This is a genomic window from Hymenobacter agri, assembly GCF_054778495.1.
This window is the reverse complement of sequence record NZ_BAAGZM010000061.1, coordinates 1-13,338: the sequence shown is the minus strand read 5'-3', so window position 1 is coordinate 13,338 and position 13,338 is coordinate 1. Positions and strand designations below refer to the sequence as shown.

The window sequence follows — 13,338 nt, the reverse complement described above, 5'->3', positions numbered from 1 at the left end:
CCCGGCCCTCGGCGGGCGCGGCCACTGTGGCGGCCCTCGAGCGCGCCCTGGCCGAGTAGCTGAACCTCAGGCCCCCTTTCGCGGTTAAAGAAGCCGGGAAGCCAGTTTCCCGCCAACGTTCCGTATGAAGCACGAAACCATCCGCACCCTGGGCCAGCTTCGCGCCAGTGGTTATACCTCCCGCAGCGTGAAGCAAGAGCTCCGGGAAAACCTGATTCAGAAACTCAAAAACAAGGAGGAAGTCTTCCCCGGCATCTACGGCTACGACGAAACCGTGATTCCGGAGCTGCAGCGCGCTATTCTGGCCGGGCACCACATCAACCTGCTGGGACTGCGTGGCCAGGCCAAAACCCGCATTGCGCGCCTGCTTATCAACCTGCTCGACGAGTACATGCCCGTGGTGGCCGGCTCCGAGCTCAACGACGACCCGCTGCAGCCGCTGTCGGTGTTTGCCAAAAACCTGATTGATGAAAAGGGCGACGACACGCCCGTGGCCTGGGTGCACCGCAACGAGCGCTACACCGAGAAGCTGGCCACGCCCGACGTGTCGGTGGCCGACCTCATCGGCGACGCCGACCCCATCAAAGCCGCCACGCTGAAGCTGCCGTACTCCGACGAGCGGGTGATTCACTTCGGCCTGATTCCGCGCGCCCACCGCGGCATTTTTGTCATTAACGAATTGCCCGACTTGCAGGCCCGCATTCAGGTGTCGCTGTTCAATATTTTGCAGGAAGGCGATATCCAGATTCGCGGCTTCAAGGTGCGGCTGCCCTTGGATATCCAGTTCATCTTCACCGCCAACCCGGAGGACTACACCAACCGCGGCAGCATCGTCACGCCGCTCAAGGACCGGATTGACGCGCAGATTATCACGCACTACCCGAAATCGACCGAAATCGGCAAGCGCATCACCAAGCAGGAAGCCCGCATCAAAGACGAGCAGAAGGGCATGGTGACCAGCAACGAAGTGGTGCACGACCTCGTGGAGCAGGTGGCCGTAGAGGCCCGCGGCTCCGAGTTCGTCGATGCCAAGTCGGGCGTGTCGGCCCGCCTCACCATCTCGGCCTACGAGCAGGTGATTGCCGGGGCTGAGCGCCGGGCGCTGGTGAATGGCGAAAGCAACACCTACGTGCGCGTGGGCGACTTCATTTCGGCCGTGCCCGCCATTACGGGCAAGGTGGAGCTGGTGTACGAGGGCGAGCAGGAGGGCGCCGGCATCGTGGCCGAAAAGCTCATGGGCAAGGCCATCCGCACGCTGTTCCTGAACTATTTTCCGGACCCCGACAAGGCCAAGAAGCTTAAAAACCGCCCGTCGCCCTACAAAACGGTGCAGGAGTGGTTCGGCAACGGCCACACGCTGGACCTGTTGCACGACGCCAGCACCGCTGACTACCGCAAGGCCCTCGACCAGGTGCCCGGCCTGCGCGACATCGTGACCGAGCTGCACCCCAACGAAACGCCCGAGCACACTTACTTCCTCATGGAATTCCTGCTGCACGGCCTGAGCGAGCACAGCCTGATTTCGCGCAACCGTCTCACGGCCGGTGCCCAGTTCAAGGATTTGCTGTCGTCGATGTTCACCATGCCGAGCTTCGGCGATGATGACGATGACGATGAAGAAGACGAGAAGCCGCGCCGCCGCCGGTAGGCGCGCCGAACACTGATTCCAATATGCTCAGGGCGTCAGCCCATGCATAGCTAAAATGGAAAGCCCCGCGCATCACCTGATGCGCGGGGCTTTTTGCTGCATTCGCGCAGTACTTTTGAGTCATTCCACATTTACGGCTCAGTTCGGCTGCTTATGAATGCATTACTACGTTGTTTTCTGCGGCATACTGTGTTGCTGCTTCCGGTTTTTGGTCTGCTGCTATGGGCTGGGGGTAGCGTGGCCTACGCGCAGCTGCCGACCTGGCAAACGGCACTGGCGCTCACCAACAGCCCAAGCCAAATCCCCGAGGTAAAAGCCTCTACAACCGACGCAAGCGGGAATATCTACCTGACTGGAATGCTAATCGGTACCACCAATTTTGGCGCCACGGCCCTGACCAGTGCCGGCAATGGCGATGTATTTGTGGCCAAATGGAGCCCGGTAACCGGGCAGTTTGTTTGGGCGCAACGAGCAGGCGGCTCCAGCCTCGAAGTAGCGGAGGCTATTGCAGTGAGCGGCCCAAACGTGTATGTGGTGGGGTACTTCACCAGCCCAACGGCCGACTTTGGCGCTACAACGCTCACGAACAGCTACCAGGGAACGGCGCTGTCGGCGGATGTTTTCGTAGCTAAGCTGTCGGATACCGGCCCCAACGCCACCTTCACCTGGGCCAAGCGCGGCAAGGCACAGCACGCAACTGCGGTGGCCGTGAGCGGTTCCAGCGTGTACATGGCCGGGTATTTCGGGGGTACGCAGGCCGAATTTGGCCAAATGGTGCTGCCTAACTCAAGCAACCAGTACTACCTCGATTCCTACGTGGTGAAGCTGACTGATACTGGCCCAACGGGAGACTTCGTGTGGGCGCAACAGGTGACGGGTGCCGATACGGAGTGGATATTCGGGATGGTCGCGAATGGCCCGAATATTTACATCGGGGGCGGATTTATCAGTGCTCCAGCCCGGTTTGGCGCAGTTGCGCTCAGCAATGGTGGGCAGGGCGATGCATTCGTTGCCAAGCTCACGGATGATGGAAACAGCGGCCGATTTGTATGGGCGCAACGGGCTGGCGGAACCGGCACCGAACGGGTGAATGCCATGACTGTACGTGGCACGAGCGTGTACGCAGTGGGGTTTTTTAATAGTGTCCCGGCCACCTTCGGGAACACTGCCTTGGCCAGTATTGGTAGCAACGATGCCTTCATTGCCAAGCTTACGGATGCAGGGCCTACCGGTAATTTCGTGTGGGCACAGCGTGCCGGCGGCACGGGTACCGCTGGCATTGGCGACCAAGCTACCGCCATCGCCGTGAGTGGTCCCACGCTCTACGTTGCCGGTACGTTCAACGGCACTTTTTCCGATTTCGGCAGTACTACTCTCGACAGCGGATTGGGAAGCATCTTCTTAACCAGGCTCTCCGACGCGGGCTCAACCAGCAGTTTCGACTGGGCCATATCGGGCGGAAATCCGCAGTACAATGCCGTAATGGGCGTCGTGATAAGTGGCCCGCGCATTTACCTGACGGGAAATACCTCCTTACCAGCCCGCTTTGGGAGCATCAGTATCAATGCCATAAATTCCTTCGCCTATCTGGCTTCCGTGGCTGATGCGCAGGCATTGGCAACAGCATCCTCCACCGCCGGCCCGAGCACTATTGCCCTGTTTCCCAACCCGGCGCACAGTGTGGTAAAGGTGCACATCCCACCTGTAGCCGGCGAAACCCAGCTGACGCTGACCCTCTGCGATGCCCTGGGACGGAATGTTCAGACGCACAAGATGCTCATGCCCGCCGCGGGCCTGCAAGCCGAATTCCCATTGGCGGGACTGGCTCCCGGTCTCTACCGCGTGGTGGTGCAGGCAAGTAGCTGGCAGGCGGCCCGCATGCTGGCAGTGGAATAAAAGGCGCGGCTTCTTGCATGCACGCGCAAACAAAAAAGGCGACTCCATTGGAGTCGCCTTTTTTGTTTTGGACCGTTGCAGCGGTCCAGGCACTGGCATTACTGCCAGGTATCGGTGCGCGTCTGGCTCGTGCCCGAGGGCGTGAAGGTGCGGTTGGCGCCGCCTTCCCACAGCACGTTGCCGGCCGCATCCTTGCGGATGTACTTGTAGTCGACCGACGTGCCGCTGGTCAGGTTCACGGTGCCTTTCCATACCGGGTAGGCCGCGCCGCTCAGCTTGATGGCGTTAGCCGTGTTCCAGGCGCCGAGCTGGGTGGTGCTGCCCACCACGTACACATCCTGGCCGGTTACGGTGTTCGAGTAGGTCACGTTGAAGCTCACGGCCGTGGTGCCACCGGTGGGCGGAGGCGTGGTCGTGGTGCCGCCGTTGGGCACCCAGGCGGCGTAGGAGCGGGCCCCTACCGGGAACACGCCGTAGCCGTTGGCATCGGTGGTGATAGTGCCGCCGTTGTTGCCGGTAGCATCGGTAAGCGAGGCGCTCTTGAAGGGCGTGGTGATGCCCTTGCTGCGGGCCGCGCTGCCGTCGTTCAGCAGCAGCAACAGGCCTTTGTGGGTGGCGTCGCCGGCGCGCGAGTAGGCGTATAGGTCGGCGTCGTTCACGCTGGTGTATTCAGCCCCGGTGCCGTAGGCATTGGCCTTACGAATGGCGATGAGCTTCTTAATCTGCGCGCCTAGGCCGTACTCGTAGAAGTCGCGGTAGAACACGCAGGGGTAGCCCTTGTCGCGGGTCAGAATGTAGGCGTAGGCCAGCATCTTCAGGTTGGTCACGGGCGAGTAGAGCGCGCCGCCCTGTTGGTCGGTGTCGTGGTTGTCGACAAACGAAACCGACAGCGCACCGTTAGCCTCCGTAAAGCCGGCGAACTGCAGGCCGCGCATGTCCCAGGCGCCGTTGCCGTTGCTCATGTCCTGGAAGGTGTAGTGCAGCGGCACGTCGAACAGGCTGGTACGGCCCCCGGTGGCAGCCGCATAGTTGTTCATATCGCCCAGATTGCGGAACCAGGCCTCGCTCACGGCAAAGCGGCCCGAAGTACCCTTTACGGCATCGAGCCACTGGTTCACGAAGGGCGTGTAGATGTGCTTGGTGGCGTCGAGGCGGTAGCCGTCGAGGCCCAGCTTGGCGGTAATCCAGTTGCCCCAGTTAATGGTTTCGTTGGCGTTGTAGGAGTTGCCGTTGTACTGGATTTCGGAGCCGAGCAGGTTGTCGTAGGCGTCGCCGTTGGCGTAGGGCTGGAAGTCCCAGCTCTTCCACTGGTACCAGCCGTTGTTGGGCGCCTGCTGGGTGCCGGTGAAGTTGGCCGACGTCCACTTGTAGGTGCTGTAGGTGTTGTTGCGGCCGGTGTAGTCGAAGCGCGTGTACACGTTGTTGCCGTTCACGTTCTCCTGGCCATCGGCCCAGGTCAGGTGGTTCATCACCATGTCCTCGTACACCTGAATGCCCTGGCCGTGCAGCGCCCCAATGGCGCTTTGCAGCTGGCCGATGGTGCCGTAGCGGGTGGCCACGGTGCCTTTCTGATTGAACTCGCCCAGGTCGTAGCGGTCGTACACGCCGTAGCCCACGTCCTGCTGGCTTCCGCCCTTGTAAGCTGGCGGCAACCACATGGCCGTGATGCCGGCCTGGCCCAGCTCGGTGGCCTTGCTGCCCAGGTTCTGCCACCACGTACCAGCGGTAGTGGTGAGGGGCGTATTCCAATAGAAGCCCTGCATCATCACCCCGTTCACGGCGGTTGCATTGCTGCTGGCTGCGGGGGTGGGAGTGGGGACGCTGCTGCCGGGCTGCAGGCCGTCTTTGGCGCAGCCGGTCAGCAGCAGAGCCGCCGCCAACGCGGCCGAGCCGGTCAGCTGTCGAAAATTTGTTTGCATAAGAGTTTGGTGGGAATGGTGGGAAAAAGCCGGGCCGGCCACAGCCGGCCCGGTAGGCAAAAAGGCAGGTTATTAGGTGCCCGAAACCGGGCGCGGCTTAGTTCGGCACCCACACCGACCACGAGCGGGCCTGCACCGGGAAGTTGCCGTAGCCGTTGGCGTCGGTGGTGATGGTGCCGCCGTAGTTGCCGGTCTTATCAGTGAGCGTGGCGTTCTTGAAGGGCGAGGTAATGCCCTTGGTGCGCGCGCCGCCACCATCGTTGAGGATGAGCATCAGGCCTTTGTGCGTGCTGTCGCCGGCGCGCGAGTAGGCGTAGTAGTCGGCATCGTCGACGCTGGTATACTCGAAGGCCGAGCCGTAGGCATTGGCCTTGCGAATAGCGGTGAGCTTCTTAATCTGCGCGCCCAGGCCGTATTCGTAGAAGTCGCGGTAGAACACGCAGGGGTAGCCATTGGCGCGGGTGAGGATGTAGGCGTAGGCCAGCATCTTCAGATTGATAACCGGCGAGTAAAGCGCGCCGCCGCTCTGGTCGGTGTCGTGGTTATCGACGAACGACACGGAAAGCGTGGGGTTCGATTCGGTGAAGCCGGCGAACTGCAGGCCGCGCATGTCCCAAGCCCCGTTGCCGTTGCTCATGTCCTGGAAAGTGTAGTGCAGTGGCACGTCGAACAGGCTGGTGCGCCCGCCCGTGGCCGTGGCGTAGTTCTTCAGGTCGGTCAGGTTGCGGAACCAGGCCTCGCTCACGGCGAAGCGGCCCGAAGTGCCCTTCACGGCATCGAGCCACTGGTTCACGAAAGGCGTGTAGATGTGCTTGGTAGCGTCGAGGCGGTAACCGTCCAGCCCGAGTTTGGTCGTCATCCAGTTGCCCCAGCTGATGGTTTCGTTGGCGTTGGCCGTGTTGCCGTTGTACTGGATTTCGGAGCCGAGCAGGTTATCGTAAGCGTCGCCGTTGGCGTAGGGCTGGAAGTCCCAGCTCTTCCACTGGTACCAGCCATTATTAGGCGCCTGCTGCGTGCCAGTGAAGTTGTTGTAGCCCCACTTGTACGAGCTGTACGTGAGGCCCCGTCCGGGATAGTTGAATTTGGTATACACCACGTTGCTGTTCACCGTTTCTTGGGCGTCGGCCCAGGTCAGGTGGTTCATCACCATGTCTTCGTACACCTGCACGCCCTGGCCGTGCAGCGCCCCGATGGCCGACTGCAACTGGGCCAGCGTGCCGTATCGGGTGGCCACGGTGCCTTTCTGATTGAACTCGCCCAGGTCGTAGCGGTCGTACACGCCGTAGCCTACATCCTGCTGGCTACCACCCTTGTATGCCGGGGGTAGCCACACCGCTGTGATGCCAGACTGGCTCAGTTCAGTGGCCTTGCTGCCCAGGTTCTGCCACCAGCTGCCGGCGGTGGTGGTAAGGGGCGTATTCCAGTAGAAGCCCTGCATCATTACGCCGTTCACGGCCACGGCGTTAGCCGAGGTGCTGGCTACCGGGACCGGGGCGCTGGCCGTCGGATTGAGGTTTTCCTTGGCGCAGCCGGCCAGCGTGAGCAAAGTCGCCGCCAGTATCGCACGGCGGTTGCCGCGAAACAATGTCTTCATGAGTGGTGGGGATTTTGGTGAGAAGTGCTGCAAGGTATCGGGCGAACGATATTCTATGCAAAGTTCAAAAATTCCCCAGTTCAGACTAGTGGGTTCGGAGCGAAATGAAATTTAGACAATTATAATATTATCACTTAATACAAACGTTTGCAATTGTATTGGCAGCAATTGGCAACGTTTGAAAATAAAATTATAAAAAAGGTGAGTGCTCACTCATAAAATTTGAGCAAACGTTTACATCGGAAATGTTACAATCGATTGCACAAAATCCGTCTTCGCAGACTGATATTTATAATCCAGCCCTAAACTGCACAGCGAGGGCTGGCATCATCCGAGCGTCGAATAGCCTGTTCAACAATGGATGACCCGGACCCCGCCCTGCGGTTTTTTGATTCAAATAATTACTCGCCCACGCGGCCGGTGCCCAGCCAGCGGGCTACCGGGTAGCGGTTGTGGCCGGGCTCGTGGTAAGCCGAGTTCTGATACACCCATTCGAGCTGGGCGGGGCCGTTGGCGGCAAACGCGGCGTTGGCTGCTTTTAGCTTTTCGAGGCGCTCGCGCAAGGCCGGGTCGCGACGCAGCAGGTCGGCGGCCAGGTCTTCGAACACGTAGTCGGAGAAGTGCTCCTTCTGCTGCAGCACGCTGTCGAAGAAGCCCCAGGCGAAGAAGGAGTCAGTGGCCTGCGGCTCCAGCGTCTCCATGAGGTAGCGGGCGGGCGCGGCGGCGTTCAGGTACACCACCAGGTCGCCGGCTTCGAAGGTGGCCGGCGCGTCCACGGCGCGCAGCTGCACCTGGCTGTGCACGTAGTGGCCCTCGAAGGGCCGGGGCGTGGTTTTGAAGTCGGTGAAATAATAGGTTTGCACGGGCACCGTTACGGCGCGGGCCAGCGGCTCCAGCGTGGCCCCGTTGCGGCGCAGCAGGTCGGCCACTTCGGTCCAGGCTTTGGGAATGATGTATGCCGTAGGCCGGCTGGCGGTGGTGGTCGGCTTGAAGGTATTGTAATACTTCACCGGCCGGGAGTAGGGGGCGGCGCGGTCGTAGTAGAGCCGTGGCTGGCCGCTTACTTCGCTGGGCTTCATCTTGCCCTCGTAGCCGCGGAACTGCACGTTTTCGGTCTGGCTTTCATCGAGCGCCCAGGTGAGGGGGAAGGTGGTTTGGCCCTGCATATCAGCCGCGGCCGTGGCGCGGGCAGCCGCCAGCGCCGGCGCCTGCCGGCCCACGGTTTCGAGCATGGTCAGCAGGAAATCGTAGGTGGAGTGCACTCGGGACGCGAAGTCCTTTAGCATATGCGTTTCGGGCATGAAGCCGATGGTGTTGAAGAGCGCCGCGTAGCCGGTGGAGTAGCGCGGCGTTTCCAGAAAAGCGCGCAGGCCGCTCTCGGGCGTCTGCCCCTCGAAGTCGACGTAGGGTGTCATGGGCCACTTTTTCTGCTCCATGCCCTTGTAGAGCGCCGGCAGCAGCTGGCCCTGCAAATAGGCGCCCAGCGCCGGGGCCAGCTTGCTGTGCTGGGTGGCAATAAGCGTCATCGTGTACTGGTAGTCGGCTCCGTTCGAGGTGTGGGTCTCCACGAACACGTCGGGCTGCCACTTCTGGAAAAGCTGGGCAAAGGAGCGGGCATTCCGCGACTCCTGCTTGATGTAGTCGCGGTTCAAATCCAGGTGCCGGGCGTTGCCCCGAAAGCCGTAGGCCGCGGGCCCGTTCTGGTTCACGCGGGTAGTGCTGTTGCGGTTCAGCATGCCATCGATGTTGTACACGGGCACCAGCACCACCGTCACGTCGGCCAGAAGCTTCTGGAGCTTGGGTTGCTGCAGCAGGTCGCGGGTTAGCATCATGCTGGCATCGATGCCTTCGGGCTCACCGGGGTGGATTCCGTTCTGAATGAACAGGATGCGCCGGTTTTTGCGGCGCGTGCTGGCCGGGTCGGCGTCGCCGTCGGCGCTGAGCACTACTTCGTGCAGGGGCTGGCCGCTGTCGGTGGGCCCGGCTTCGGCAAGGTGCAGGTGGGCGGGGTAGGCAGCGGCTAGTTTCTGGTAGTAGCCAATGCACTCGGCATACGTGGCCGTGGTATTACCCCGCGGGTCGTTTTCGAAGGGTGTGCGCCAAGCGGGCGCGGGAGTGGGCGGAGTGGGAGCGAGGGCCATAAGCGAAGCAAGCAGTACGATGAACATAGGAGCGCGAACTTTGTCGTTCGCATATCCACTCCAGTCGGCAGCGTGCCGAACGGCGCGGAGATGCGCGCCGTAAAGGTCGGGGCCGGTGCGCTTCCGTTGCGGCGGCCCCGGCCCCGCCACCCCTATTTGTAGCTCAATTTTCCCGCTTTCCGTTGAAAAAGCCTCTCATTCTCGTCTCCAACGACGACGGCATTACCGCCCCCGGCATTCGCCACCTCGTCGAAACCGTGCTGGCCCTCGGGGCCGAAGTCGTCGTCGTCGCGCCCGACTCGCCGCAGTCGGGCATGGGGCACGCTATCACCATTGGCAGCGCCCTGCGTCTCACTAAAAACCCGGTTTTCGGCCCCGAGGTCGAAGCCTACGAGTGCTCGGGCACGCCGGCCGACTGCGTAAAAATCGCCAAGCACTACATTCTGCAGGACCGCACGCCCGACCTCGTGGTATCCGGCATCAACCACGGCTCCAACGCCTCGGTGAACGTGCTGTACTCGGGCACCATGTCGGCCGCCATCGAAGCGGCCATCGAAGGACTGCCCGCCATCGGCTTCTCGCTGTGCGAGTACGGCCCCAACGCCGACTTCTCGCACACCACCGAGTGGGTGGCCCAGGTGTGCCGCCATGCGCTCGACAACGGCATCGCGCCCGGCACGGCCCTGAATGTGAACATCCCCAAAAACTCCGAAACGCCCATTGCCGGGCTGCGGCTGGCCCGCCAGGCCCGTGCCAAGTGGGCCGAGAAGTTCGACCGTCGCCTCGACCCCTACCAGCGCCCCTACTACTGGCTGATGGGCACCTTCGAAAACCTCGACGCCGGCACCGATACCGACGAGTGGGCCCTGGCCCACAACTACATTTCCATTGTGCCCTGCCAGTTCGACCTCACGGCCGCGCACGGCCTGGCGCACCTCAGCCAGCAGTGGGCGCTGCCGCTGCCTTCCCACGAAGATGCCAGCACGCCGCCCCAGCCCGTCGCATCGCAGGACTATGGCGTGGCCAACCAGCATTAGGGCAGGCTGGCTTTATTAAGCCTTAAAATTGAAAGAACGTCATGCTGAGCTTGTCGAAGCATCTCTACCGCAATAGTAAATGAATTACTTGCGCGGTAGAGATGCTTCGGCTGCGCTTAGCATGACGTTCCTGTTTGTTCACGTTTCCAGAATCGGCTAGCTCGCCCGGTGGCTCACGGTGTGCACGGTTTTGTGCGGCATGGGCATCACCGTTGACTTGCGCACCACCACGGGCGTCACCGCCGGGCCGGCGGCTGGGCGGGTCTTGCGATGCAGGGCCGCTACTTCGGTGCCGACGGCTACGGCCAGCACCAGCAGCAGACTGATGAACAGGAATCTAAGCAGCAGATGGACGGGTTGATGTATCACGTCCCGAAGCTACGTTCCCACCTATGAAGCCGGCATGAAACCGGCCACCAATTTTGTCGAAGGCTGAAAATCGAGAATAAAGCTGGTACCCTGGCCTACCTCCGACTCGGCCCGCAGCGTGGCCCCGTGAAAGGTGGCAATGGTTTGGGCAATGGGCAGGCCCAGGCCGTAGCCCTCGGGCGCGCCCGGTGCCGTGCCGTGGAAGCGCCGGAACCGGTCGAACAGAAACGGCAGGTTTTCGGCCGCGATGCCGGGGCCACTGTCTTCGACCCGCAGCGAATAGCCGCCGTTGGGCTTGGCACGGCCCAGCACCCGAATGCGCCCGCCCTCGCGGTTGTACTTGATGGCGTTGGAGAGCAGGTTGCGCAGCAGTGTGTGCAGCAGGCTCGCATTGGCGTGCGGGCGCTCATCGGGGCTGGTCAGGTCGATTTCGAGGGCAATGTCGCGTTGTTGGCGGCGGTCGTCGAGCTCCTCGGCCACATCGGCCACTACTTCGGAGAGGCGCACGGCCTCGTTGCGCAGGTACTGCTCATTTTCGATGTTGGCAATGAGCAGCAGCGTGCGCACGGTGTTGCGCAGGCGGTAGAGCGTGCGCTGCGACTCCACAATCTGCTGGGCGTGGGCTTCGGGCAGGGTGGGGTCCTGCAGCATGTTTTCGAAGCGCGACTGCAGAATGCTGGCCGGCGTGAGCAGTTCGTGGCTCACGTTGCTCATGAACTCGCGCTCCTTGGCAAAGGCCGACTGCACCTGCCGCATTAACGAATTCAGGCGGTCGTCGAGCCGGCGGAAGTCGGTGGTGTCAGTATCAATGGCCTCAAAATCAAAGTCCGACGGTTGCCGGATGCCACGCAGCTTGCGCATCGTGAGCTCGCGCAACGGCCCCAGCAGGTAGTGCGCAAATGCAGCATCGGACACCACCGTGAGCAGCGAGGCCGCCACCAGCACCCACAGCGCCAGGTTGCGCAGCGTACCCGTGAGCAGCTCCACGGTGGCCAGCGACGAGCCAATTTCGACCCGAAACGCTGGGTGGTCGGGCAGCTGGGCCGGCCGCGCAAAGCTCAGAATACGAAAGTCTTCTACTTCCTGGTCGACCTGCCGGGGCTCCTCAAAAATGCGCTCGGGCGGCAGGGCCTGGCCCGCCGGTAGCGGCGTGAGCGTTATGTACTCCTGTTTGAAGATGTTGTAGTCGGCGTACGTCTCGGCCCGCTCGCCGCGCTCAAAGCCCTGCAGGCCGTCGCGGGCGATGAGGGCCAACACGTCCTGCTTCTTATTGCGCAGGTGCTGGTCGGTGTGGGCCACGGCCACGCGCTGCACGATGGGCGGAATCACCAGCGCCCCGAGTAGCACCAGCAGCAGCTTGGAGAGGGCATTGAACAGGGCCAGCTTGGCTTCGAGACGCATTCTGGGCAAGGGGAAATGGATTGGGCGAATGAGTGAATTATCGATTGCGATAAACGCAAAAGGACGTCATGCTGAGCTTGTCGAAGCATCTCTACCGCAGAACTAAAATCAATTAGTTGCGCAGTAGAGGTGCTTCGACAAGCTCAGCATGACGTTCTGGTGTGCACAGATTCCGCCAACGGCTACTCCGCCGCGCGGTAGCCGATGCCGCGCACGGTTTCCAGGAAGTCGGCGGGGGCGAACTGGGCCAGCTTCTTGCGCACGTTCTTAATGTGCACGTCGATGTAGTTTGAGTCGGAGTCATCTTCGAGCACGTTGCCCCACAGGTGCTCGCCGAGCTGCAGGCGCGTGAGCACCCGGCCGCGGTGCAGCAGCAGGTAGTGCAGCAGGTCGAACTCCTTTTTGGTGAGGGGCACTTCCTGGCTGCCGTGGCGCACAATACGGGCGTTGGCATCCATGCTGAAGCCGGTGCCAAAGGTAATTTCGGGGCGCTTGAGGTTGAACTTACGGCGCGTGATGGCCTGCATGCGGCTGGTGAGCTCGAGCAGCGAAAAAGGCTTGGGCAGGTAGTCGTCGGCGCCGAGGTCGAGGCCGCGGATGCGGTCGTCGAGGGCGCCGCGGGCGGTGAGGATGATGAAGGAGGCCTCCTGGTTTTCGTTCAGGCGGGCTTCCTTGAGCAGGTCGAGGCCGTCGCCGCCGGGCAGGCCCAGGTCGAGCAGCACGAAGTCGTAGCTGCTCACGTAGAGTTTTTCCGAAGCTTCGGCATAGGTGTAGGCCGAATCGACTAGGTACTGCGCCTGGAGCAGAAACTGGCGCATTTCCTGGTGCAGGCTTTTTTCGTCTTCGATGAGCAGAACGTGCATGAGAACGGGGAGGGGGAAATAGATAGAAATGGGCTGCTGCCCGCCGCGCCGGTGGCAGCCAGAAAGGGCGGCCGGCCGGCGATTATGCCACAACATACGACAGCCGTAGCTGAATGATAGATGAAGGGGCCTTGAGAAATTTCTGGGTTAAATACCGGGCCGGCTTGAAAAAAGCTCGTAATTTGCCGGTGCGACAGTTCTTCATTATTCCATTTCCTTCGCTATGAAACACTTGCTTACCCGAATTTCGACCCTGTGCGCGCTGCTGGTGCTGCTGGGCACCACTACCAGCCGCGCCCAGATGCCGGCCGCGGCCGAAAAAGGCAAAACGAAAATCAAGCCGCTCATCACCACGGTGTACATTGTGCGGCACGCCGAAAAAGACACCACCGTGGCCGGCAACCCCGACCCCGAGCTCTCGGCCGAGGGCCGCGCCCGCGCCCAGGCCCTGAACCAGACGCTGGCCAAGC

10 protein-coding genes are annotated in these 13,338 nt (G+C 61.7%); 4 read left to right on the top strand and 6 right to left on the bottom strand.

The genetic code is table 11. The annotated features are described in order from the left end of the window. Nucleotides 1-124: 124 nt before the first annotated feature. Entirely contained in the window at nucleotides 125-1,648 is a 1,524-nt protein-coding gene (locus tag ACYVDE_RS05605; protein WP_460500489.1) for a sigma 54-interacting transcriptional regulator, read from the top strand. 357 nt (nucleotides 1,649-2,005) lie between these two features. Then, on the top strand, nucleotides 2,006-3,544 hold the full coding sequence (locus ACYVDE_RS05600) for a hypothetical protein (protein ID WP_460500488.1): 1,539 nt from the start codon (nucleotides 2,006-2,008) through the stop codon (nucleotides 3,542-3,544). Nucleotides 3,545-3,642: 98 nt separating this feature from the next. Here ACYVDE_RS05600 and ACYVDE_RS05595 read toward each other — a convergent pair whose 3' ends face one another. The 3 genes from ACYVDE_RS05595 to ACYVDE_RS05585 all read right to left on the bottom strand — a co-directional run bounded on the left by ACYVDE_RS05595 (nucleotide 3,643) and on the right by ACYVDE_RS05585 (nucleotide 9,198). Continuing rightward, nucleotides 3,643-5,463 (bottom strand): alpha-amylase domain-containing protein, encoded by a 1,821-nt coding sequence (locus ACYVDE_RS05595; RefSeq protein WP_460500487.1) that lies wholly within the window; start codon nucleotides 5,461-5,463, stop codon nucleotides 3,643-3,645. A 97-nt stretch (nucleotides 5,464-5,560) separates the two neighbouring features. Further along, the gene (locus ACYVDE_RS05590) at nucleotides 5,561-7,057 is read right to left on the bottom strand and encodes an alpha-amylase (protein ID WP_460500486.1); all 1,497 of its coding nucleotides are present in this window, start codon (nucleotides 7,055-7,057) and stop codon (nucleotides 5,561-5,563) included. Between the two features lie 401 nt (nucleotides 7,058-7,458). Next, the gene (locus ACYVDE_RS05585) at nucleotides 7,459-9,198 is read right to left on the bottom strand and encodes a M14 family metallopeptidase (RefSeq protein WP_460500485.1); all 1,740 of its coding nucleotides are present in this window, start codon (nucleotides 9,196-9,198) and stop codon (nucleotides 7,459-7,461) included. Nucleotides 9,199-9,380: 182 nt separating this feature from the next. Between ACYVDE_RS05585 and surE the strand changes: the two genes are divergently transcribed. Further along, nucleotides 9,381-10,235, top strand: coding sequence for a 5'/3'-nucleotidase SurE (gene surE, locus ACYVDE_RS05580; RefSeq protein ID WP_460500483.1), 855 nt, complete (start codon nucleotides 9,381-9,383; stop codon nucleotides 10,233-10,235). 156 nt (nucleotides 10,236-10,391) lie between these two features. On the opposite strand, the gene ACYVDE_RS05575 is transcribed toward surE, so the two are convergent. From ACYVDE_RS05575 to ACYVDE_RS05565, 3 genes are all read right to left on the bottom strand, one after another. Beyond that, complete coding sequence (locus ACYVDE_RS05575; RefSeq protein WP_460500481.1) at nucleotides 10,392-10,604, bottom strand: hypothetical protein; 213 nt, start codon at nucleotides 10,602-10,604, stop codon at nucleotides 10,392-10,394. Between the two features lie 21 nt (nucleotides 10,605-10,625). Then, nucleotides 10,626-12,005: a sensor histidine kinase gene (locus ACYVDE_RS05570; protein ID WP_460500490.1), complete on the bottom strand. Its 1,380-nt coding sequence runs from the start codon at nucleotides 12,003-12,005 to the stop codon at nucleotides 10,626-10,628. 182 nt (nucleotides 12,006-12,187) lie between these two features. Continuing rightward, a complete protein-coding gene (locus tag ACYVDE_RS05565) occupies nucleotides 12,188-12,868 on the bottom strand; it encodes a response regulator transcription factor (protein WP_460500480.1) in 681 nt (226 codons plus the stop codon). A 223-nt stretch (nucleotides 12,869-13,091) separates the two neighbouring features. Between ACYVDE_RS05565 and ACYVDE_RS05560 the strand changes: the two genes are divergently transcribed. Then, a partial coding sequence (locus tag ACYVDE_RS05560) for a histidine phosphatase family protein (protein WP_460500478.1) occupies nucleotides 13,092-13,338 on the top strand: 247 nt, incomplete at its 3' end.

Excerpts from the sequence above, each read along its gene's own strand:
- ACYVDE_RS05605 (WP_460500489.1), top strand. The coding sequence starts at position 125 with ATGAAGCACGAAACCATCCGCACCCTGGGCCAGCTTCGCGCCAGTGGT.
- ACYVDE_RS05595 (WP_460500487.1), bottom strand. The coding sequence starts at position 5,463 with ATGCAAACAAATTTTCGACAGCTGACCGGCTCGGCCGCGTTGGCGGCG.
- ACYVDE_RS05565 (WP_460500480.1), bottom strand. The coding sequence starts at position 12,868 with ATGCACGTTCTGCTCATCGAAGACGAAAAAAGCCTGCACCAGGAAATG.
- ACYVDE_RS05585 (WP_460500485.1), bottom strand. The coding sequence starts at position 9,198 with ATGGCCCTCGCTCCCACTCCGCCCACTCCCGCGCCCGCTTGGCGCACA.
- ACYVDE_RS05590 (WP_460500486.1), bottom strand. The coding sequence starts at position 7,057 with ATGAAGACATTGTTTCGCGGCAACCGCCGTGCGATACTGGCGGCGACT.
- ACYVDE_RS05600 (WP_460500488.1), top strand. The coding sequence starts at position 2,006 with ATGCTAATCGGTACCACCAATTTTGGCGCCACGGCCCTGACCAGTGCC.
- ACYVDE_RS05570 (WP_460500490.1), bottom strand. The coding sequence starts at position 12,005 with ATGCGTCTCGAAGCCAAGCTGGCCCTGTTCAATGCCCTCTCCAAGCTG.